The following is a 20,787-nucleotide window of genomic DNA, read 5'->3' on the forward strand; positions in this document are numbered from 1 at the left end:
TACCTAAGCCCGCTCACGGTGTTCAGCTTGGTCGCGCAACCGGCGGGCGTACTCCTGGCTGTCAGTAATATCAGGCCGAGAGTTGATAACCCCGACGCTTTCCCAGTAGGCAACTAGCTCCACGCCTGTTTTGGGAGGATTTTTCAGAAAAGGGCGAAAGGAGAGAACGCGAAGAATATACTCCGACAGAGGCAATTTAAGCTGAGAAGCCTCAGCAGAAAGCTCATTCTCTAGCTCTACTGGTAAATCCAAGGAGATAGTCATAACACTCAGCTCTCCCATATCTTGCGTTTAGTAGACAACGCCGTGACTATTCTCGGCACAACTTTGGCAGATAGCATCATTATGCATCCAACCACGGGGTTTCCGCTTCCCACATTCCTGGCAAACTTTAAAGTACTGCTCATTATCTAAAATCTCCTGAATTTTGGAATCCAATTCCTGAGATGAGGAGGTTTGCGGGAGTACAAAGGCTACTGTCCAACTAGATACGGGTTCATGAGGATGTAGCCAGAATATACCGCGAACAAGGAGCTGAATTCCATCATTGCCTTTTTTGACTTGTATGAATTCAGAAATAATTTCTTTATCATTCATGTTTTAGAATGCGATCATTAATACTGAGGCTAACCTCATCAGATACTTTTAGGTAACACCTTTGAGATCTCAGAACTCCAGTATGCCAGTTTATTTTCGTGAGTAGGAGATTGATTCATCAACTTTTTCCAAGTTCCATTGGCAGCACCACTAGGGTGAGGAAAAATCAAGTGCTGAATGTTGAGATCTAATTCCTTAACGCTATTCGCTGACTCCTTCCCCCACGTTACTAGAGCAACGGGAGCCATAGCCAGAATCTCTACTTTCAAGGTACTTGTAAACTTTTCTTGATCTACTCTCGGCAGTTTTACACCGTAGTAAGGGCGATTCGGATCACAAACCCAGACTTTATAAACATCTGTCAAATATACTCTGTAGCCCAAGGTCAACAGGGCAACGATCATCTCAAAGTAAAGCTTTGTACGCCCAAGAATTTCACGAGAACCCTTGTGATGTAAACCATAAGGAGTGCCAAGGCTTATCTGTTCAGAATCTTGATCACTCTTGGAATCTTGACCAAGGATAACAATCGTGGGTTTATCGTTTATTCCATCATCAAACTCAAATAGACTTGGCAAGTCTATAGCAATTGAAGGAGATATTTCATATATTTTTTGAAAATCTTGATATTGACTCTTAAAGAAATCTCGCCTAACAAAATGAGGTGGCCACCCGTCTTCATCGAAATCGTTAATTACTTCTTTGTAGAGCAGTTCTAGTTCTGACCTTGTTGTATCGAAAATCTCGCACAATAGTCCAGATATCGAATCGAACTCTTGAGCCTTGAATTTAGAGAAAGTCAGATTTCCAGTCATTTTGAATCACTACTCAGTGCGAAAACTCACCTTACCACCCTGACTTTAACCATAATTTTATGCTCCGAGAGAGTCTGCTACCGCCTAACAAGTTATTGGACTGACCTAATCTGCCTAATTTCCTACTACAGGGTAGATATGCAGATTATTCGCAGCCTAATTCCCCCTAGAGGGTAGATATACAGCAGATAATCTGCATAATAACCTTCTCAAGGGTAGATAGGCAGAACTATTCTGTCTAAAAATATTTGCCAGAGCATCGTGCCATCCTCTACGGTTGACGGAGAGCTTTTGTATTATTACTCTTTTACGTTAAGCCGTTCGAGCAGAGCGATCGTTGTACAGAACTCGAAAATCTTGGCGCTGCCGGGAGGTGCTACCAACACCAACCGACAGCTAACCCCGCAAGTCTCTTGGGCAGATTGCGAGGCTAGGGAGATCGTACCCTGGTCACTCCAGTTTGCACGTCAACTGCGGGTGGCTAGGGTTTTCGCGTTCTGTTTTCTTCCCATCACCAAAGGAAACAGAACCGATGTTTGAATATCACACATGCTCTATGGCAGCCTCGCGGGAATCGTTTGCGAAGCGTCTCCGGAACGGAGAATCGCACCATCAAAATCCTCCACGCCATCGGCTACGCCGATCCCAATGACTGGAGCGACCCCATCCCCGTGCCGCCAAGCAGTGCCGTTCGCGCAGCGTCTCCAGAAGATAACGTAACCAACCAACTCAACCAATGGATGGTGATCATGACCAAGACCTTGCTCGTTGAGTAGCTGCTCCTAAAGAGACCGAGTGCCTGCTGCTGCTAGCAACGTCTTGGATTAAAACAGTAGGTACCCGGTCTCTAAACGCAAACTGGCACAACCGTTTGGAGCGTGTCAGGGCATGTTCCTGCACTGGGGCGTGGGGGCAATTAAGTTAGGGATAAGTCTAAAATTCAATTGGCACCTTCCCCATGACCCAACCGCCCCTCCGCATCATCTCCCTCATCCCCAGCGCCACTGAGATTGTCTGTGCATTGGGGCTAGAAGACTCTTTGGTGGGTCGCAGCCACGAGTGCGACTTTCCGCCTGCCGTCACCGCCCTGCCCGTTTGCACTGCGCCCAAATTCAACCCCGAGGGCAGCAGCGGCGAAATCCATCAGCGGGTGAGCGACCTGCTCACCTCGGCCCTCAGCGTCTACCGGGTCGATATCGAAATGCTAGAGGCACTTCAGCCCACCCACATCATCACCCAGGCCCAGTGCGAAGTCTGCGCCGTCAGCCTGGGTGATGTGGAAGCCGCCGTTGCCAAACTCACCCATAGCCAGCCCAAGGTGATTTCTCTCTCCCCCAACCGTCTGGCTGAGGTGTGGCACGACATCTCTAGCACGGGGGTGGCTCTACTGGGGGAAGCGGGGCAGGCCCAGGTAGAGGCTGTCTTAGCGGGGCTTAAGCAGCGGGTGCAAACCTGTTGCGATCGCACCACCGACCTTACCACCCCCACCGTTGCCTGTATCGAGTGGACAGAACCGCTGATGGCGGCGGGCAACTGGGTGCCCGAACTGGTCGCTTTGGCGGGGGGTAAATCGCTCTTCGGCCAGGTGGGTCAACATTCCCCCTGGATGAGCTGGGATGACCTGGTGACCGCCGACCCAGCGGTGATTGTGATCATGCCCTGCGGCTACGATCTGGCCATCACCCGACGCGAAAGTGCGGCGCTGGTCAACCATCCACAGTGGGCGCAGCTCAAGGCGGTGCAAACGGGCCGGATCTACATTACTGACGGCAATCAATACTTCAATCGCCCTGGTCCGCGCCTGGTTGATTCCCTCGAAATTTTGGCCGAGATCTTTCACCCTGACGTCTTTGACTACGGCTACCGAGGCCAGGGCTGGCAACCGCTAGTGGAAGAGTAGGTGTTCTCATGCCCGACCCGCCCAACGGGCAAGCGAAACTGGTGCGCGATCGCAAGCCCCTAACCGCCGATCGCACCCTACTTTCGTTGCAGAGGGCTAGAGAAAACGCGATAACGCCCGAGCCTGCCGCCGCCGCCCAGACAACCCGACCCGCAGCCCTATAGATATAGCCAGAAATTGCCTGCAAGAACTATAAATTTTCCAATATGGGTTTTTTCTAGCTAAAACATGTGTTTATGGAGGGTTTGGCTATAGTTGTTGTTATGTAACAGTTTGATCAAATACCTTCACACGTTAAAACCTTTCTTTGCTTCTCCTGAAAGAAAAAGCTTGTTTATTTTGCTCCTGAAAATGCTTGAGCCGCACAGGCAAATAAACGTTAAATGATTCAGGAGACGGCTAGTAATCTATTGAGGTGAGTCTAGGATGATGAGGAAATTTAAAAATTCAGGCGTCACATGGACTCTATCCAAACCCAAGTCATTCTTTTGACAAATAAGATTGACGCCCTGCATCAGATGATTGATCAGGTCAACGATCAGGTGTCTGCGCTGATAGCGACCCAGGCTTGCGACATTACCGCCGATGAGCGGGGGGCTGGCCCAATGTCTTACCGCAGCGTCTCCCGGCAAAAGATGGGTCGGCTAGATGCCGTTTGCGAGCACAAAGACATTCTGCTTGATAGCAGCTACCTCGATCTCGATCGCCAGAATACCGAAACTAAATTCTCTCAAGACGTGCAAATTCAACGGCTGACGGCCCAGCTAACGGCTGCCTACAACCGCATTGCTGCCCTCGAAGAGCAACTGCTGGCATCTCGGGTGCATTAGCGCGGAGACAGTCTAGCCGAGGGTTCTGTTTACTGCCACGGCCAAGGGTGAGCCGGGTGCAGGAAGGCAGCGATCGCTGGCCCTGGTTCATCAGTCTTGAACGTAGTCTGTTCCGGCATTTAAGGCGGCTTCGGCCCGCATAAACTCGCGCCCTAGGTAGGCCGCATGGTCTAGATAGCTGATCGGGCAGGGGGTGGCGGGGTCTTCAAAAATAGCAATACAGAGTTCTTTGGCAGTGTGGCCGCTGTAGGTGCGGGTGGGCACTCGTTCGACCGAGCCGCGCACGGGCAGTGGTTTGCCGGTCACGGGGTCGCAGGCTAGCCCCTTGTCGTTAATGACGTTGCTAAAGTGTTTGGCGCAGATCAGCCCCTGCTCGACGTCGAGATAGATCAAAAAGTAACCATCGGGGTCGAGCTCGATGTAGCGCTTCGAAAGCTGATGGTCTAGGGCGTGGCGCTCGGCCTGGTTCATGGGTTGAGGGCTGGAGGGTACAGTCATCGGGCAGGGTGCTGCGATCGCAACCCAGATAAAGACGCGATCATCTATGGTAGCGCGGTCGGCCCATCAAATTGACAAAAGCCACTGCTGCCATCGGAAATGCCGGTGGCATCGAGCCAGTAGCGCTCAATGCTATCTAAATCGGCCACTACCCCGTTCCATGGCTCACCCTGTCCATAGGTCTTTGCTGTTCTAGCATGCCCACCTGGGCCGGTGGTGAGTGCTTTGGCCGCTAGGGTGCGATCGCCCCCAGCATCAGGGCTGAGCTAAATCCCGCTTGCTGACCCCTAGTTCAGCCGGGCGAATGTCATGTCACCCTATCGGAATTGGCCTTTTGAAAATCTGGGTTAAGGGGGGATACGGATGGGATATTAGCCTTCTTAAAACTGGCTACAAATACCCCGCTGCCTGCATGGTAAATAGCCGGGCATAGCGCCCATCCTGGTGCAGCAGTTCTCGATGGCTGCCCTGCTCGATCAGCTTGCCATTGGCCAGCACAATAATATTGTCGGCCCGGCGCACCGTCGAGAATCGGTGAGAAATCAAAATTGCCATCTGGTCTTGGGTGGCCTCGCGAAACTGCTCAAACAGTCGAGTCTCGGCCTCCGCATCCATCGCCGAGGTCGGCTCATCGAGCACGAGAATATCGGCCTTGGTGCGCATAAAGGCACGGGAAAGGGCGATCTTTTGCCACTGGCCCCCAGATAGCTCTTGGCCCCCAAAAAACCAGCGCCCAAGCTGGGTATCAAACCCGTCGGGCAGAGCCTCAATAAACTCCGCAGCGGTGCCCTTGGTGGCGGCGGTTTGCCAGCGGTGGGCATCTTCAAAGTCGGTGACGTCGCCCACGCCGATGTTTTCGCCCACCTTAAACTGGTAGCGCACAAAGTCTTGAAAGATCACGCCAATGCGCCGTTGCACCACATCGCTATCCCACTCTTGCAGGTCGCGGCCATCGAGCAGAATCCGCCCTTGGCTGGGAGTGTAGAGGCGGGTGAGCAGCTTGATCAAGGTGGTTTTGCCGGAGCCGTTTTCGCCCACGATCGCCATTTTTTCGCCCGGTCTCAGGTGAAAGGAAACGTCTTCTAGAGCCAAGCGATCGCTGCCCGGATAGCTAAAGGACACTCCTTCAAACCGCAGCCCATCGCTGGGGTCAACCCCTCGCACCGCTGTGCCCATATCCTCTGGCACCGGCTGCTCTAAAAATTCGTAGAGGTTGGCCAGGTAGAGCCCGTCTTCGTACATGCCGCCGATCGCCGTCAGGGTGCTGGCAAAGGTGGTCTGCCCCTGGCGAAACACGGTCAGGTACATGGTCAGCTCGCCGAGGGAAATGCGGCCTGCGATCGCCTCCAGCACAATCCAGCAGTAGGCCAGGTAAAACGAGGCCGTACTCAGCAGCCCCAGGCCGTAGCTCCAGCCGCTGCGGCGCACCGTCAGGTTGCGGTCTTCGGCATAGAGCCGCTGAAAAATATCTTGATAGCGCTGCATCAGCAGCGGCCCCAGGCCAAACAACTTCACCTCCTTGGCAAAGTCTTCTCGGGCCAGCAGGGCTTCTAGATAGACTTGCTGTCGGGTTTCGGGCGATCGCCACTTAAACAGACGAAAGGCCTCGCCCGCAAACTGGGTCTCGGCCACAAAGGCGGGCAGGGTGGCCACCGCTAGCAGCGCCACCGCCCAGCCCGAAAATTGCAGCAGCAGCCCGCCAAAGGTGAGCAACGACAGCACATCCTGCACTACCCCAAAGGTGCGGTTGACCATGCTCAGAGGGCGCGACGAGGCCTCTCGCCGCGCCTGGGTCATCTTGTCGTAAAACTCAGAGTCCTCAAAATAAGTCAGCGGCAGAGTCTGGGCCTTATCGAGAATCATCAGGTTGACCCGCTGCCCCAGCAGCACCCGCAGCAGCGACTGGCATAACCCTAACCCCTGGCGCGCCCCGGCCAGCACCGCCACCAGCACCGCCTCTAGGGCCAGATACATCAGAGCGGCCTGGCGGTCAGCCGCCAGCCCCGACTGGGCCGCCTGCACCACCGCATCGACGATTAGCTTGCCAACGTAGGCCACAGCGGCGGGCAGCAACCCCGCCACCAGGGTCAGTAGCGCTAGGGCCACGGTCAGCCGCCATTCGGTCTGCCACACCAGGGCGATCGCTCGTTGCCCGTAGCGATACATCCCCAGCGATTCGCCCAGATTGCGCCACGACGCCTTCTTCTTAGGGGCCGAAATCCGTTTTACCCGATATTCACTCATTTGCCTACGATAGCGCCTTGGCTAGGGAGAGTGAGGGGTTAGAAAGCTAGAAAGATAGGAGGGCGGGGAAATTGTCTTTCTTGGTCTAACCGACAACTCGCAGACTGCGACCCACCCACCCATCAAACTTAGCAATGCACAGGTCATACGGTAGGGTTGCCCTTTTGCCCTAGCGGCGTCGGCTTTTCCAGGATCTTTACACCCCCGTAATTTCGATTAAGCCCAAAACGCCACCGGGACCGCAATCTGCGGTCCCGGTGGCGTTTTGAGTCAAGATTTAGCCTGATGTTAGACAACCCTAGTCAATAGCGTCTTTCAGGGCGTCCTTCACATCTTCTTTAGCGTGGGTAGCTTCTGCTTGGCGCTGTTTGGCTTGCCCTTCAGCCTTGTCTTTGGGGTCGCCAGTAATCTCGCCAACCGCCGCTTGCATTTTACCTTCGATATTTTTTGCAGTGGCCTGAGCGCGGTCTTCAATGGACATAATCTTAATCCCTTAGCAAAAGGTCTTTTTACAATTTAAGACCTGACTCGCGGCTGACCATCTGTAGTAGGCCAGGGATTGCTCTCTCCATTTCGGTAGAGATAGGTCCGTAGAGACAGGGTTGCTAGAGAGAGGAGCTTGCTTGTTCAAGGCGATCGCCCCATCGTCAACGGAGCGGCAACCCACTTAATCCAAGGAGCGACGGCGATCCTGCGGCCACAGGTAAACCAGCCCCGACGCCAGGGTGAGGGCCACCGCTAGCCAGAATATTAGTTGTGCAGCCAGATCCCAGCCGGGGGGAAGGGGGGCAATTAACAGGGCGATCGCCGCGATCTGCACTACCGTCTTAGCCTTACCCCACAGGTTAGCCCCCGGCACTTTGCCCCCCTGCATGGCTGGGTTGACCCGCCAGCCTGAGATGGTAATCTCTCGCGCCACAATCAAAAACACTCCCCAGGCAGGCACCTGACCCAGCTCCACCAGCATCAGCAGCGGGGCCAGCACCAGCAGCTTATCTACCAGTGGGTCGAGAAACTTGCCCAAATCGGTCACCTGATTGAGTCGGCGGGCCAGATAGCCATCGAGCCAGTCGGTACCTGCCGCCAGCAGAAATATCCCCATTGCCCACCACCGCTGGGCTGTTGTCGGAGCCTGGAGCAGCACTAGCAGCAGCGGAACGCCCAGCAGGCGAGAAACGGTAATCCAGGTCGGGAGGTTCATGGGCTCTCGGTAGCGTGAGGGATTAGCTTTTTACCTTGCCAAACCGGCGATCGCGCTGCTGGTAGGCATAGATCGCCCGGTGAAACTCCGAGGTATCAAAGTCGGGCCAGAGCGTATCGGTGACATAGATCTCCGCGTAGGCCAGCTGCCACAGCAAAAAATTGCTGATTCGCATTTCGCCGCTCGTGCGAATCAGCAGGTCAGGATCGCTGATCTCAGAGGTGTAGAGATGGCGGCTAAACAGCGCCTCATCAATCTCGCTGGGATTGAGTTCGCCCTTCTGCACTTGAGTTGCGATCGCTCGGCAAGCCTGCACAATCTCCTGTCGGCCCCCATAGTTAGTGGCCACCGTAAACTCAATGCCGTGGTTGCCTTGGGTTTGGGTAACCGCTTGGTGAATCTCGCTTTGTAGCGATGAGGGGAGCGCCGCCAGATTGCCCACAAAGCGAATCCGCACATTCTCTTCCATCATTTCCAGCAGTTCCTGACGCAGGACCCGCTCAAACAGCGCCATCAAAAAATCGACCTCTTCAACCGGGCGACCCCAATTTTCGGTGGAGAACGCGTAGGCCGTCAGCGCCCCGATGCCCCAGTCACGACAGCAGCGCAGCAAAATTTTGAGGGTGTCTACCCCCCGGCGGTGGCCCATAATGCGCGGTAGCCCCCGACGTTTGGCCCAGCGCCCGTTGCCATCCATAATTACCGCTACGTGCTGGGGTAGGCGATCGGGCTTGAGGTCGGCGGGCAGAGCATAGCGAACAACAGGCTTGGTGGTCATTTTTTCTCTCGGGGAGACGATGAAGATAGACGAAACAAGCGCAGCACGTAGGTCACTCCAAGGCTGCCCAGCCGCCGACCCAGGCTTCTGAGTTGGGGAGCTACTGCCTCGCGATCGACCGACTTCGAAAACTTAGACCGCAGAATACTGCGCAGGCGGCTGCTGGTCAGAGGCCGATCTAGAATACCGCCTTCCGCTAGTGAAATAGAGCCTGTTTCTTCAGATACCACAACACAAAGACAATGCTCTACCCGTTCGGTAATCCCCATCGCTGCTCGGTGGCGGGTGCCTAGCTGTCGCGAGGCCACCCGCTCAGAAATAGGCAAGATCACCCCCGCTGCCGCAATTCGCGCGCCGCGCACCAGCATAGCCCCGTCGTGGAGCAGGGTGCTGGTCTGAAAAATCGTTTGAATGAGTTCCTTTGAGACCTCAGCATTGATCCGTACCCCCGGCACCGTAAAGTCGCGCTCATCGATCGGCTTGTCGATCTCAAGAATCAACAGCGCCCCGGTGCGGTTTTGCGACAGTTCTTTCACCGCATCGACAATTTCGTCAATCACGTTGTCAGGCTGGGGCATGGTCTCGTGGGAGGGGCTAAGTAACTCCCACACCCGCCCCTGACCCAATAGCTCGAGCAGCCGCCGAAACTCACCCTGGAGCATAAAGGCCATAGCTACAGCCGAGCCGATCACGAGCTTGTCGAGCACAAAACCCAGCAGGGCTAACCCTAGAAACTTGCTCAGCGCCGCTGCCAGCATCAAAAAAATCAGCCCCCGCACCATCCACAGCGTGCGTTTCTCGCCGATGATCACCAGCACCACGTAGCTGAGCAGCAAGACCAGCGCAATATCTAGCGCCTGTAGCACGAACCTAACCTGGTCTAGGTTTGTTAGCCATTGCTCCCAGAGGTAGATCATGCAGCGTTAGAGGATGGTGCCTGAGCGGCTGTGCGATAGGGCGGCCCGATCAGCCTCCCTGGCAAAACCCTGCCCAAGGCTAGCACCGGTTGCTGGCTTAGGTAGACTTCGCCTGGGGCCGTAGAGTTTCGGGTAGACAATCTTGCCGAAGCAGATCGGCCACAGTTTCCCGGCGAATAATCAGGGTAGCGTCGCCCTCGGCCACCAGCACTGCCGCTGGCCGAGGCACCCGGTTATAGTTCGAAGCCATGCTGTAATTGTAGGCACCTGTGCCCGCAATAGTAATCACATCCCCGCTTTTCAACTCGGGTAGAGCCGCGTCCTTAATTAGAATATCCCCTGACTCGCAATGCTTACCGGCTAGGGTGATGGTTTCACTGAGGGGCGCGGTCATGCGGTTGGCGACTAGCGCCCGGTAGACCGACTGGTAGGTAATCGGGCGTGGGTTGTCAGACATGCCCCCGTCTACCGAGGCGTAGGTGCGCAGTCCAGGAATTTCTTTCTGGCTACCGACCCGGTAGGCGGTGACGCAGGCGGAACCAATGAGCGATCGCCCCGGTTCACACAGCAGCCTGGGCAACGGTATGTTTCTGGCCTCACAGGCCGCTATAACGCTCTCGCACACGGTTTTTACCCAAGTGTCTATGCTCGGCGGGTCATCGCCCTCGGTGTAGCGAATGCCCAGGCCGCCGCCCACATCGAGCTCGGTGAGGGTGAGTCCATAGCGCTGGGCGGTGACCACCCACTGGGCCATAACGTCACCTAGATCGGTGTGGGGGGTCAGCTCAAAAATTTGGGAGCCAATGTGGGCATGAACTCCTAAGGCCTGGATCTGGGGCTGGCCGGCGAGGAACTCAAACACGGCTTCAATCTGGTCGGGGTCGAAGCCAAACTTGCTGTCAAGGTGGCCCGTGCGAATGTATTCGTGGGTATGGCACTCAATGCCGGGGGTGACCCGCAGCAAAATGGGCACGGTTTTGCCCTGCTGAGTGGCAATTTCGCCCAGAGACTTGAGCTCTAGCCAGTTGTCCACCACGATACGGCAGCCGACCTCTACGGCCAGCGTCAGCTCCTCAAAAGACTTGTTGTTGCCGTGAAAATAAATCTTGTCCGCAGACGCGCCAGCTTCAGTGGCAGTCAGTAGTTCTCCTGCCGACACGACGTCGATGCCCAAGCCTTCGTCGGTAACCACGGCACACACCGCCATGCAGCTCCAGGCCTTAGAGGCGTAAAGCACCAGCGCCTCGCCGGGGTAGTAGCGCTCAAACCCCTGGCGGTACTGGCGACAAGCGGTGCGCAGGGTATGGTCATCGAGAATATAGAGCGGCGACCCAAACTGCTCGACGAGATCGACCACATCGCAGCCACCCACACTGAGATGGTCGGTGGGGGTAGTCGTAGCGGTGATCGGCAGCAACAGCTGGTTGGGCGATAGGGAGCTATCGCCAGTGGGGGGCAGGTACTGACGGCTATCGGCCATCGATGCCGGTACAGAAGAAGTCGAAACCATAGACGTTGCGCTCGCAGAAAATGGGGTGATCAGGGGTGATGTTGGAACAGCTGCGATCTAAACAGCTAAGGAGCAGGTCGGGAAACCGGCTAGGGGTAAAGCATGGCCCAGCTCAGCCATGGTCCCCAAGCACCAGTGTACAATTAAGGGCTGTGCCGATTTTCAGGCCCAAGCGTTTAAAACAATCGGAATTTAACCAATTGCAATTGCAATTTACTATCGAAACTTGTGGGCTATCTTTCCTGTCAACCACCCAGCCATAACGATATTGCTGCTTTGGTGGCGCTCGACCAGCGCACCCTAGGGGGCTTGTGGTCGGCGGAGGGCTATGGCCGCGAACTAGATAGCCCCAATAGCTGCCTGCTGATGCTGGTGCATAGTCCTCAGGGTAGTCAAACGGGTGCTGCCAATCTATCGACAGCTTCGATGGCCAGCCCCCAACTATCTATGACCCCGACACCTTTGGATTCAGTGGATCCAGATGCTTTATTCGACTCTTCCAGCCCCGAAATGCCTACGCTGATGGGGTTGGGCTGCTACTGGGCGATTTTAGATGAAGCCCATATCACGGTGTTGGCGATTGATCCCCGCTACCAGCGGCGGGGGTTGGGGCAGTGGTTGCTGGTGAATTTGCTCGAAGATGCCTGCGATCGCGCCCTAACCCGCGCTACGTTGGAGGTACGCCCTTCCAATAGCCGGGCGTTGGCCCTCTACGAAAGCTTTGGTTTTGATACCCTAGGCCGCCGACGTCGCTACTACAGCAATGGCGAAGATGCCCTGATTCTCTGGCAAAATTCCCTGAAAACTGCCGAATACCGCGATCAACTCCATCAGCGACGCACCCTGGCTAGCAGCCGTTTACACCGCCAGGGATGGCAGATTAGTAATGAAAAAAAGATCGGTTAACCGCACCTAAACCCCAACCTTTAAAGTTGAGAATATTTACATTTTTTATACAATTCAGTCGTTGACAAGTGGCGATCCCGGCTAGTTTCTATAGCTTAGGGAGGACTCAACCCAAGGTCGGTAAACCGGCTGTTTGGTAAGGCACAACCGATAAAAATCGCTGTGCTAGAATTTCCCTATCCGGCACGCACCAGGTAATTAATACCATCATGTTTGAACGCTTCACAGAAAAAGCAATCAAGGTCATCATGCTGGCGCAGGAGGAAGCTCGTCGGTTAGGCCACAACTTTGTGGGCACCGAGCAAATTCTCCTGGGGTTAATTGGGGAAGGCACGGGCGTAGCCGCCAAGGTCTTGAAGTCGATGGGCGTCAATCTTAAGGATGCGCGCATCGAAGTTGAAAAGATTATTGGTCGTGGCTCCGGCTTCGTAGCCGTTGAAATTCCTTTTACCCCCCGAGCCAAGCGTGTGCTTGAACTCTCCCTGGAAGAGGCTCGTCAGCTCGGCCACAACTATATTGGCACCGAGCACCTGCTCCTAGGGTTGATCCGCGAAGGCGAGGGGGTCGCGGCCCGCGTTCTCGAAAACCTGGGCGTTGACCTGTCTAAGGTGCGCACCCAGGTGATTCGCATGCTGGGTGAGACGGCAGAGGTGTCTGCCGGAAGCAGTGGTGGTCGCACCAAGACCCCCACCCTAGACGAATTTGGCTCTAACCTGACTCAAATGGCCGCCGACGGCAAGCTGGATCCAGTGGTGGGTCGTCAGAAAGAAATTGAGCGGGTGATTCAAATCCTCGGTCGCCGCACCAAAAACAACCCGGTGCTCATTGGCGAACCTGGTGTGGGTAAAACCGCGATCGCCGAGGGGCTGGCCCAGCGCATTGGCAATGGTGATGTGCCCGACATCCTCGAAGATCGCCGCGTGGTCACCCTCGACATTGGCCTGCTGGTGGCGGGTACCAAGTACCGGGGTGAGTTTGAAGAGCGCTTGAAGAAAATCATGGATGAGATCCGCACGGCGGGCAATGTCATCCTGGTGATCGACGAAGTCCACACCCTGATTGGGGCGGGGGCTGCCGAAGGGGCAATCGACGCCGCCAACATTCTCAAGCCCGCCCTGGCTAGAGGCGAGCTTCAGTGCATTGGGGCCACCACCCTCGATGAGTACCGCAAGCACATCGAGCGCGACGCCGCCCTAGAGCGCCGTTTCCAGCCGGTGATGGTGGGCGAACCCAGTGTCGATGAGACCATCGAGATTCTTCATGGTCTGCGCGATCGCTACGAACAGCACCACAAGCTCAAGATTGCCGACGAAGCGCTAGAAGCCGCGGCCAAGCTCTCCGATCGCTACATTGCCGACCGCTTTCTGCCCGACAAGGCCATCGACCTAATCGATGAAGCCGGTTCCCGCGTGCGCCTGATCAACTCCCAGCTGCCCCCGGCAGCGAAGGAGCTCGATCGCGAACTGCGCCAGGTGCTCAAAGACAAAGACAACGCCGTGCGCTCCCAAGACTTTGACAAAGCTGGGGAACTGCGCGATCGCGAGATGGAGATCAAGGCCGAAATTCGGGCGATCGCTCAGAACAAGGTTACCGAAGACGCCGGGGGCGAAGACATGCCCGTGGTCGGTGAAGAAGACATCGCCCACATCGTCGCCTCCTGGACTGGGGTACCGGTGAGCAAGCTCACCGAGTCTGAGTCTGAGAAGCTGTTGCACATGGAAGACACCCTGCACCAGCGGTTAATTGGCCAAGACGAAGCGGTTAAGGCCATCTCCCGCGCCATCCGTCGTGCCCGAGTCGGCCTCAAAAACCCCAACCGGCCCATCGCCAGCTTTGTCTTCTCTGGCCCCACTGGGGTTGGTAAGACCGAGCTAGCCAAGTCTCTGGCGGCCTACTTCTTCGGCTCCGAAGACTCGATGATTCGCCTAGACATGTCTGAGTTTATGGAGCGCCACACGGTTTCCAAGCTGATTGGCTCGCCCCCGGGCTACGTGGGTTACAACGAAGGTGGTCAGCTGACCGAAGCCGTGCGTCGTCGGCCCTATACTGTGGTGCTGTTCGACGAGATTGAGAAGGCTCACCCCGACGTCTTCAACATGCTGCTGCAAATCCTTGAAGACGGTCGCCTGACCGATGCCAAGGGCCGCACAGTCGACTTCAAAAACACCCTGCTGATCATGACCTCGAACATCGGCTCCAAGGTGATCGAGAAGGGTGGCGGCGGTCTCGGCTTCGAGTTTGAGCAAGACCAGGCCGAATCGCAGTACAACCGCATCCGCTCCTTGGTGAACGAAGAACTCAAGCAGTACTTCCGCCCTGAGTTCCTCAACCGCCTCGACGAAATCATCGTCTTCCGTCAGCTCACCAAGGACGAGGTCAAAGAGATCTCCGACATCCTGCTCAAGGAGGTGTTTGCTCGTTTGACCGAGAAGAATATTCATCTTCAGGTCACCGAGCGCTTCAAGGAGCGATTAGTAGAAGAGGGCTACAACCCCAGCTACGGGGCACGGCCCTTACGTCGGGCGATTATGCGCCTGCTCGAAGATACCCTGGCCGAGGAGATTCTCTCTGGCCGTCTAGGGGATGGCGACACAGCCACCGTCGATGTCGACGATACTGGCAAGGTCACCATTCAAGCCGAGCAGCGCCGCGAACTGATCTCCGCCGAAAGCTAAGCCTTAGTTGTCGATTATCTGTTGTTGACGATGCCGCCCCCGTAACGGGGGCGGCATTTTATTGCGCTCCCCGCCGCTATACTCTTAGCTTCCCAGGAACAATCCATCAGAGCTAGGATTATGTTTAATCTTCGCTATTAGGCGGCGATCCCCAAGAGCGGCTATGCTGTCAACACGAATGGAGAGGCTTCACCATGGGCGACACCACCAACTGCGAAAAACTAGCCGGGGTGTTTAACCGGGCTAGCCAGCAAGGTAAAAGCTCCTTTTGTAAAATGCTGTGGGGCAATCAGCCGGAAACCGTGCAGGCCGAACTTAAGCCGTTGCTCAGCGCTGAAACCATTGACGCCTTGCGTGAAGAAGATTAAACGGTGTTTTTGAAACAGGTATGAATTAAAACGGCAACGTTCTTCGTAGGGGCAAACGGCTGTTTGACCTTACCCAAATTCATGGGTCAAGTCAGCAACACCGATTAAACGCTCTGAGTTGCAGCGTTTGGGTCTAAAGGGCAGCCTCAATCTGAAACCTAAAACTCAACCTCTTCAGGGTTTCGTTAGGTCAAGCCTTCCCCCCATTCGTCGCGTCCCTTGCTACAGTCGATAGGCGGATTGAGAAAGCACAGCAGGAGCATGACCGTGGACCAGTGGCAGCAGGGGGAAACAATTGATCTGGAGATTACTGACCTGAGTAGCAGCGGTGACGGTCTTGGCCGCTGGCAGGAGCGGGTGGTGTTTGTCCCCGATACCGTGCCGGGCGACACCGTTCGTGCGCGGTTGGTACAGGCTAAGCCCACCTTTGGTCGAGCTAAGGTGAGGCAATTGTTGTCTCCATCTGCCGATCGCGTGCGGGCAGCCTGCATTGTGGCCGATAAGTGCGGCGGCTGCCAGTGGCAGTCGGTGAGCTACCCGGCGCAACTGGCGGCCAAACAGCAACAGGTGGTCGATGCCTTTACGCGTATCGGTGGCTTTGAACAGCCCAACGTGCTGCCGATCTTAGGCTCTGATGCCCCGCTGAGCTACCGCAACAAAGCCACCTACCCCCTGGGGCGATCGCCCGAAGGCCAGGTTAAGGCCGGTTACTTTCGCCAGGGCAGCCACAAGCTGGTAAATCTCAACCAGTGCCCCGTACAGGATGATCGGCTCGACCCGTTGCTGGCCGAGGTCAAACGCGATATTCAAGACCGGGGCTGGTCGATCTACAACGAGACTAAGCACCAGGGACGACTGCGTCACCTGTCACTGCGGGTGGGGCGTCGCACCGGTCAACAATTGCTGACGCTGGTATCGACTGCCCCTAACCTCAAAGATATTGAGCTCCAGGCCCAGGAGTGGCGAGAGCGCTACCCGGACCTGGTCGGTGTGTGCGTCAACCTCAACCCCGACAAGACTAACGCCATTTTTGGGGCCGAAACCCTGGTGATCGATGGCATACCCTACATCGAGGAGATCTTTGCCGGGCTGCGGTTCCGCATTCATGCCACTACATTTTTTCAGGTCAACACCGAGCAGGCTGAGCAGATTCTCCAGGTCATTTTAGACGAGCTACAGCTCACGGGTAGCGAAACTCTAATTGATGCCTACTGTGGCGTGGGTACCCTCACGCTGCCCTTAGCCCAGGTGGCGAAGCGCTGTTTGGGCCTAGAGGTCCAGGCTGAGGCCGTGGCCCAGGGCCTAGCCAATGCGGGGCTGAATGGCATTGACAATGTCGAGTTTCGAGCCGGAGATGTGGGTGCTTTGCTGCCAGTCGCCGCTGCTAGTTTGAGCGATCCACTAGATATTGTGGTGCTTGACCCGCCGCGCAAGGGCTGCGATCGCACCGTTCTGGATGCTCTAATTGAACTGCGGCCTCCCCGCATCGTCTACATGAGCTGCGACCCCGCGACTCTAGCCCGAGATCTCAAAATTCTGCGGGACGAGGGCGGCTACAACCTGGTCAAAGCCCAGCCCGCCGACTTCTTTCCCCAGACCCCCCACGTAGAATGCGTCGCATTTCTGGTAGCGTAAAAGCCAGATTGGTTTTACTGCGTTTTTCTCAGCTCCTATGAAGTTCAGCACCATTGCCGACAAAATTCAGATTGCCGTTGCCTCTAGCTTGACGGTCAACCCTGGCTACGATCCCGACATTGCTGGGGTTGCTGCTGTCGATCAGGCTGCGGCTGGCGCGCTGAGCTACATCGAAGGAGACAAGTTCGCTGCTTTTGTGGCTACCACCCAGGCCACGGCTCTGATTTTGCCCCAAAACCCAGTCTTGCAGGCCCAGGCCACCGAGAGGGGCCTAGCCTGGCTCAGTGCTGCTGATCCGCGTTTGGCCTTCGCCCGCGCCATTGCCCTGTTCTATACCCCCTACCAGCCCGCCCCTGGGGTTCACCCTACCGCCGTTATCGATCCCAGTGTTATCTGCGGAGCCGAGGTCGCGATAGGGGCCAACGCGGTTATTCAGGCTGGGGTACACCTGGGCGATGGGGTTTGTATTCACCCCAATGTGGTGGTCTATCCAGAGGCGCGGGTCGGCGATCGCACTGTGCTCCATGCCAACTGTGTGATCCATGAGCGGGTGCAGATTGGTACCGACTGCACCATTCACAGCGGTGCGGTGATTGGGGCCGAAGGCTTTGGCTTTGTGCCCACAGCCGCAGGGTGGGAAAAAATGGATCAGTCGGGCTATGTGGTGATTGAGGATGGTGTGCGGGTGGGCAGCAACACGACCATCGATCGCCCCGCCGTCGGCACCACCCGCGTGGGTCGTGGCACCAAGCTCGACAACCTGGTGCATATTGCCCACGGCTGCCAGGTCGGTGCTGGGGTGGCGATGGCGGCCCAGGTAGGCATGGCGGGCGGGGTCACCATTGGCGATCGCGTGATTTTGGCCGGACAGGTGGGCATTGCCAACCAGGCTACTATCGGCGATGGCGCGATCGCTACCGCTAAAGCAGGCATCCATGGCGATGTTGCCCCCGGCGAAATCGTCACTGGCGTGCCGGCCCTACCCCACAGAGTCTTTCTTAAGGCCTCGGCAGTGTATCGTCGCCTGCCGGAGATGTATAAAACGCTCCAGCGGCTGCAAAAGCACCTGCCCTAGACCTTACTAACCCCCATGGCTGCTGATTCCTCCGACGATACCCTCAATATTCAACAGGAGATTCGCCTCGGTCGTTCCTATACGCTGGCCGATGCCATTGGCCAGGAAGCTGGCGACTTTATGAAGGGAGCCTCCCCGGTGCCTCGCTTGGTGGTGGCTAAGCACGAAGCCCAGCAGGCCCTCAAAGAAGCCTTAGTGGATGGCCCAGGTGCGCTGCATCGAGTGTTAGAACAGTGGTTAGCCGACGACGACGCTCGCCTCAGCCGCCACCTCAAGCATCCTGCTGAGGCGGTCAAAGATTTGCTGGCTTCAGTGCTGCGATCGCCCGAAACCCTCTACGAACTGGTGCGCCAGACCGATGTTACCTGGGGGCAACTCTACGATAGTCGGCCCCACTTTCAACAGCCCGGTCAACCGCCCCACCCCGATGATGAATACACCCACGCATCGGTGCGCGATACCCTTAGGCACTGCCTCGCCTGCCTCAACACGCCCTCTTCTATCGAGTTGTCCGATACGGAAGAGGCCTAATCCTGAATCCTGCTTGCTTCCCCCTGGCTCAGCAGGGCGCATGCCATGCGTCCCTACGGTTTGGCCTTTTAGGCATCGGGGTTATGCAATGCGGATTTGAGATAAGGAGATCTCTGAAGAAGCCACCCCGGTGTCGTGGCGCAGGGCCTAGGCCCTCGGGAGGACTTCAAAAATTCCGTCGAGGACTTAGCTCCTCGACGGAACTGAATCACTATGGGCACTTGATGCCGAGAGCTAAATGGTAAAGTCTGGGTCAATGCCGCGCCATACTGCCACCAGGCGTCCCTGGACGTCTACTAGCTCTGCCGGGAACTCCATGATTGGGTAATTGGGGTTAGCGGGTTTGAGTTGCACCTGGTTGCCTTGGCGATGGAATGACTTGAGCGTGGTACCAGTTTCTACCCGAGCAGCAACGATAGTGCCCTCCCGAATACCATGGGGATCTTTGACCGGGCGCATGATGACCACATCCCCATCTTGAATCATGGCCTCAACCATGCTGTCTCCGGTAACCTTTAGGGCATAATCACCCGACTGTAGAGGTAATCCGTTGAGGTCGAGACGCTCGACGCTATCGGTAAAGGCTTCATTGACAAAGCCAGCGGCAATGGTGCCTAAAATGGGTACTCCGCGCAGGTCATCCCGGACTCGAATGGTGCGGGCTTTACCCTCGCTCCATTCGATATACCCCTTATTTTTTAAGTGCTCTAAACGACTTTGAATTGGGGCAGGAGAGCGCAAATTCATGGCCCGCATCATTTGCCGAATAGAAGGAGAGTGCTGGTTGGTACGAATATACTCAATCAGCCAGTCGTATAGCTCCTGTTGAGCGGTTGTTAGGGATTCCATAGGGATTCAACTAGGGCGTCGGGTTACTTTACAGAACAAGTGTACCAACTTGATAGCAGTCTGTCCACTGTAGCCGCAAACATTTAGCTGAGCGGCCCTCTATGCCCATTTGAACGCGTTAAAAAAGAAGGCCACCCTAAGGTAGCCTTCTTTGATATGCCAGCTCTAAGGTAGACGGGGCCCAGAGCTTAAATCAGGGTGGAGCTTAGCGAATGTATTCCTTCAAGATGCTATTGCGGTTGGGATGGCGTAGTTTGCGCAATGCTTTAGCTTCAATTTGGCGAATACGCTCGCGGGTGACGTTGAAGATCTGACCAATTTCTTCTAGAGTCTTCATCCGGCCATCGTCTAGGCCATAGCGCAGACGTAACACATCGCGTTCCCGAGGGCTGAGGGTGCCTAGTACGCTTTCTAGATCTTCCCGCAGCAGACTCTTAGAAACCTGGTCTTCAGGAGTTTCGCCATCGGATTCAATAAAGTCCCCGAGGCGAGAATCTTCTTCTTTACCGATAGGGGTTTCGAGGGAAATGGGTAGCTGGGCCGATTTGGCAATAAACCGCAGCTTCTCAATGGTCATTTCCATGCGGGTAGCGATTTCTTCCTCGGTAGGCTTGCGGCCTAGCTCTTGAGAAAGGAGCTTAGTGGTCTTTTTGATCCGAGAGATGGTTTCGTACAGGTGCACCGGCAGGCGAATGGTGCGAGACTGATCGGCGATCGCTCGGGTGATCGCCTGGCGAATCCACCAGGTAGCGTAGGTCGAGAATTTATAGCCCTTTTCGTGGTCAAACTTTTCAGCGGCGCGGATGAGGCCCAGGCTGCCTTCTTGAATCAAATCTTGGAAGGAAAGGCCACGGTTCATGTACTTTTTGGCGATCGAAACCACTAGACGCAGGTTCGATTGAACCATTTTGTCCTTGGCCCGGCGACCAATGTGCAGGCGATGGCGGAAGCTAGCCAGGGTGTAGTTTGCGCCCTCGTCTTGGCTTACGGCAGCGGCCCACTCAATATCAGAGGGTTCGCGCTCGAGCGAGTCAAACAGTTCGTCTTGAATGCGCTCTAGCTTAAGTAAATCAGCAATTTTACGGGCTAGTTCAATTTCTTCTTCGGCACGCAGTAGCCGAATCCGACCAATCTCTTGCAGGTAAAGCCGAATGGAATCTTCAGTGTAGTGGCGCTTTTTGGTTTGAGCTCGGCGGCGGGTTGCTTTCCCCTTCGGCGCTTTTTCATCCGCGCCGGCCTCGTCATCTTGAGCAACAAAATTCTCGTCACTATCGTTACCGTCGATCAGTAGATCGAGTTCAGTGTCAGGGTCGATGGTGCCGAGCAGATGATTTGCTTGGGTCATGCCGCGATCCTCGTGCTCCTTAAAGTTGAAAGACAAAGGCTGTGATCAGATTAACAGTTCCGTTAGATAGATGCCCACAGTTCCGAGAAAGTGCGGATCTATTACCTGGGCCT

General features: G+C 55.7%; 22 protein-coding genes. 10 read left to right on the forward strand and 12 right to left on the reverse strand.

Going from position 1 to position 20,787, the window contains the following annotated elements:
- Positions 1 to 3: 3 nt before the first annotated feature.
- The 3 genes from RRF56_RS20815 to RRF56_RS20825 are packed head-to-tail and all read right to left on the reverse strand — an operon-like array spanning position 4 to position 1,412.
- A complete protein-coding gene (locus RRF56_RS20815; protein WP_317035074.1) occupies positions 4 to 264 on the reverse strand; it encodes a hypothetical protein in 261 nt (86 codons plus the stop codon).
- A gap of 27 nt (positions 265 to 291) precedes the next feature.
- On the reverse strand, positions 292 to 597 hold the full coding sequence (locus RRF56_RS20820) for a hypothetical protein (RefSeq protein ID WP_317035075.1): 306 nt from the start codon (positions 595 to 597) through the stop codon (positions 292 to 294).
- Between the two features lie 38 nt (positions 598 to 635).
- Positions 636 to 1,412, reverse strand: coding sequence for a hypothetical protein (locus tag RRF56_RS20825; RefSeq protein ID WP_317035076.1), 777 nt, complete (start codon positions 1,410 to 1,412; stop codon positions 636 to 638).
- A gap of 578 nt (positions 1,413 to 1,990) precedes the next feature.
- Here RRF56_RS20825 and RRF56_RS20830 point away from each other — a divergent pair.
- From RRF56_RS20830 to RRF56_RS20845, 4 genes are all read left to right on the forward strand, one after another.
- Positions 1,991 to 2,188 (forward strand): hypothetical protein, encoded by a 198-nt coding sequence (locus tag RRF56_RS20830; RefSeq protein WP_317035077.1) that lies wholly within the window; start codon positions 1,991 to 1,993, stop codon positions 2,186 to 2,188.
- A 182-nt stretch (positions 2,189 to 2,370) separates the two neighbouring features.
- Entirely contained in the window at positions 2,371 to 3,312 is a 942-nt protein-coding gene (locus RRF56_RS20835) for a cobalamin-binding protein (RefSeq protein ID WP_317035078.1), read from the forward strand.
- Positions 3,313 to 3,320: 8 nt separating this feature from the next.
- Positions 3,321 to 3,476 carry a hypothetical protein gene (locus RRF56_RS20840; protein WP_317035079.1) on the forward strand — a complete coding sequence of 52 codons (156 nt, stop codon included), beginning with the start codon at positions 3,321 to 3,323 and terminating at the stop codon, positions 3,474 to 3,476.
- A 324-nt stretch (positions 3,477 to 3,800) separates the two neighbouring features.
- Entirely contained in the window at positions 3,801 to 4,142 is a 342-nt protein-coding gene (locus tag RRF56_RS20845) for a hypothetical protein (protein ID WP_317035080.1), read from the forward strand.
- A gap of 90 nt (positions 4,143 to 4,232) precedes the next feature.
- On the opposite strand, the gene RRF56_RS20850 is transcribed toward RRF56_RS20845, so the two are convergent.
- From RRF56_RS20850 to lysA, 7 genes are all read right to left on the reverse strand, one after another.
- Positions 4,233 to 4,640: a DUF4346 domain-containing protein gene (locus tag RRF56_RS20850; protein WP_317035081.1), complete on the reverse strand. Its 408-nt coding sequence runs from the start codon at positions 4,638 to 4,640 to the stop codon at positions 4,233 to 4,235.
- A 390-nt stretch (positions 4,641 to 5,030) separates the two neighbouring features.
- Positions 5,031 to 6,884, reverse strand: a complete 1,854-nt coding sequence (locus RRF56_RS20855) for an ABC transporter ATP-binding protein (RefSeq protein WP_317035082.1) — start codon at positions 6,882 to 6,884, stop codon at positions 5,031 to 5,033.
- Between the two features lie 298 nt (positions 6,885 to 7,182).
- A complete protein-coding gene (locus tag RRF56_RS20860; RefSeq protein WP_317035083.1) occupies positions 7,183 to 7,365 on the reverse strand; it encodes a CsbD family protein in 183 nt (60 codons plus the stop codon).
- A 186-nt stretch (positions 7,366 to 7,551) separates the two neighbouring features.
- Positions 7,552 to 8,085, reverse strand: coding sequence for a CDP-diacylglycerol--glycerol-3-phosphate 3-phosphatidyltransferase (gene pgsA, locus RRF56_RS20865; RefSeq protein ID WP_317035084.1), 534 nt, complete (start codon positions 8,083 to 8,085; stop codon positions 7,552 to 7,554).
- Between the two features lie 22 nt (positions 8,086 to 8,107).
- The gene (locus RRF56_RS20870) at positions 8,108 to 8,863 is read right to left on the reverse strand and encodes an isoprenyl transferase (RefSeq protein WP_317035085.1); all 756 of its coding nucleotides are present in this window, start codon (positions 8,861 to 8,863) and stop codon (positions 8,108 to 8,110) included.
- Positions 8,860 to 9,780 (reverse strand): diadenylate cyclase CdaA, encoded by a 921-nt coding sequence (gene cdaA, locus RRF56_RS20875; RefSeq protein WP_410510501.1) that lies wholly within the window; start codon positions 9,778 to 9,780, stop codon positions 8,860 to 8,862. The genes RRF56_RS20870 and cdaA overlap by 4 nt, the downstream gene beginning before the upstream one ends.
- A 97-nt stretch (positions 9,781 to 9,877) precedes the next feature.
- Positions 9,878 to 11,290, reverse strand: coding sequence for a diaminopimelate decarboxylase (gene lysA, locus RRF56_RS20880; RefSeq protein ID WP_317035087.1), 1,413 nt, complete (start codon positions 11,288 to 11,290; stop codon positions 9,878 to 9,880).
- Between the two features lie 228 nt (positions 11,291 to 11,518).
- Here lysA and rimI point away from each other — a divergent pair, with 228 nt between their 5' ends.
- From rimI to RRF56_RS20910, 6 genes are all read left to right on the forward strand, one after another.
- Positions 11,519 to 12,196 carry a ribosomal protein S18-alanine N-acetyltransferase gene (gene rimI, locus RRF56_RS20885; protein ID WP_317035088.1) on the forward strand — a complete coding sequence of 226 codons (678 nt, stop codon included), beginning with the start codon at positions 11,519 to 11,521 and terminating at the stop codon, positions 12,194 to 12,196.
- A gap of 209 nt (positions 12,197 to 12,405) precedes the next feature.
- Positions 12,406 to 14,871, forward strand: coding sequence for an ATP-dependent Clp protease ATP-binding subunit (locus RRF56_RS20890; protein ID WP_317035089.1), 2,466 nt, complete (start codon positions 12,406 to 12,408; stop codon positions 14,869 to 14,871).
- A gap of 194 nt (positions 14,872 to 15,065) precedes the next feature.
- Positions 15,066 to 15,239 (forward strand): hypothetical protein, encoded by a 174-nt coding sequence (locus tag RRF56_RS20895; protein ID WP_317035090.1) that lies wholly within the window; start codon positions 15,066 to 15,068, stop codon positions 15,237 to 15,239.
- A gap of 261 nt (positions 15,240 to 15,500) precedes the next feature.
- On the forward strand, positions 15,501 to 16,874 hold the full coding sequence (gene rlmD, locus RRF56_RS20900) for a 23S rRNA (uracil(1939)-C(5))-methyltransferase RlmD (protein ID WP_317035091.1): 1,374 nt from the start codon (positions 15,501 to 15,503) through the stop codon (positions 16,872 to 16,874).
- Between the two features lie 37 nt (positions 16,875 to 16,911).
- A complete protein-coding gene (gene lpxD / locus RRF56_RS20905) occupies positions 16,912 to 17,949 on the forward strand; it encodes a UDP-3-O-(3-hydroxymyristoyl)glucosamine N-acyltransferase (protein WP_317035092.1) in 1,038 nt (345 codons plus the stop codon).
- Positions 17,950 to 17,964: 15 nt separating this feature from the next.
- Positions 17,965 to 18,480: a hypothetical protein gene (locus RRF56_RS20910; RefSeq protein WP_317035093.1), complete on the forward strand. Its 516-nt coding sequence runs from the start codon at positions 17,965 to 17,967 to the stop codon at positions 18,478 to 18,480.
- A 234-nt stretch (positions 18,481 to 18,714) separates the two neighbouring features.
- Here RRF56_RS20910 and lexA read toward each other — a convergent pair whose 3' ends face one another.
- A complete protein-coding gene (gene lexA, locus RRF56_RS20915; RefSeq protein WP_317035094.1) occupies positions 18,715 to 19,329 on the reverse strand; it encodes a transcriptional repressor LexA in 615 nt (204 codons plus the stop codon).
- Between the two features lie 205 nt (positions 19,330 to 19,534).
- Entirely contained in the window at positions 19,535 to 20,674 is a 1,140-nt protein-coding gene (gene rpoD, locus RRF56_RS20920; protein WP_317035095.1) for an RNA polymerase sigma factor RpoD, read from the reverse strand.
- Positions 20,675 to 20,787 lie beyond the last annotated feature (113 nt).

Origin of the sequence: Nodosilinea sp. E11 (assembly GCF_032813545.1) — a bacterium.
GTDB lineage: Bacteria > Cyanobacteriota > Cyanobacteriia > Phormidesmidales > Phormidesmidaceae > Nodosilinea.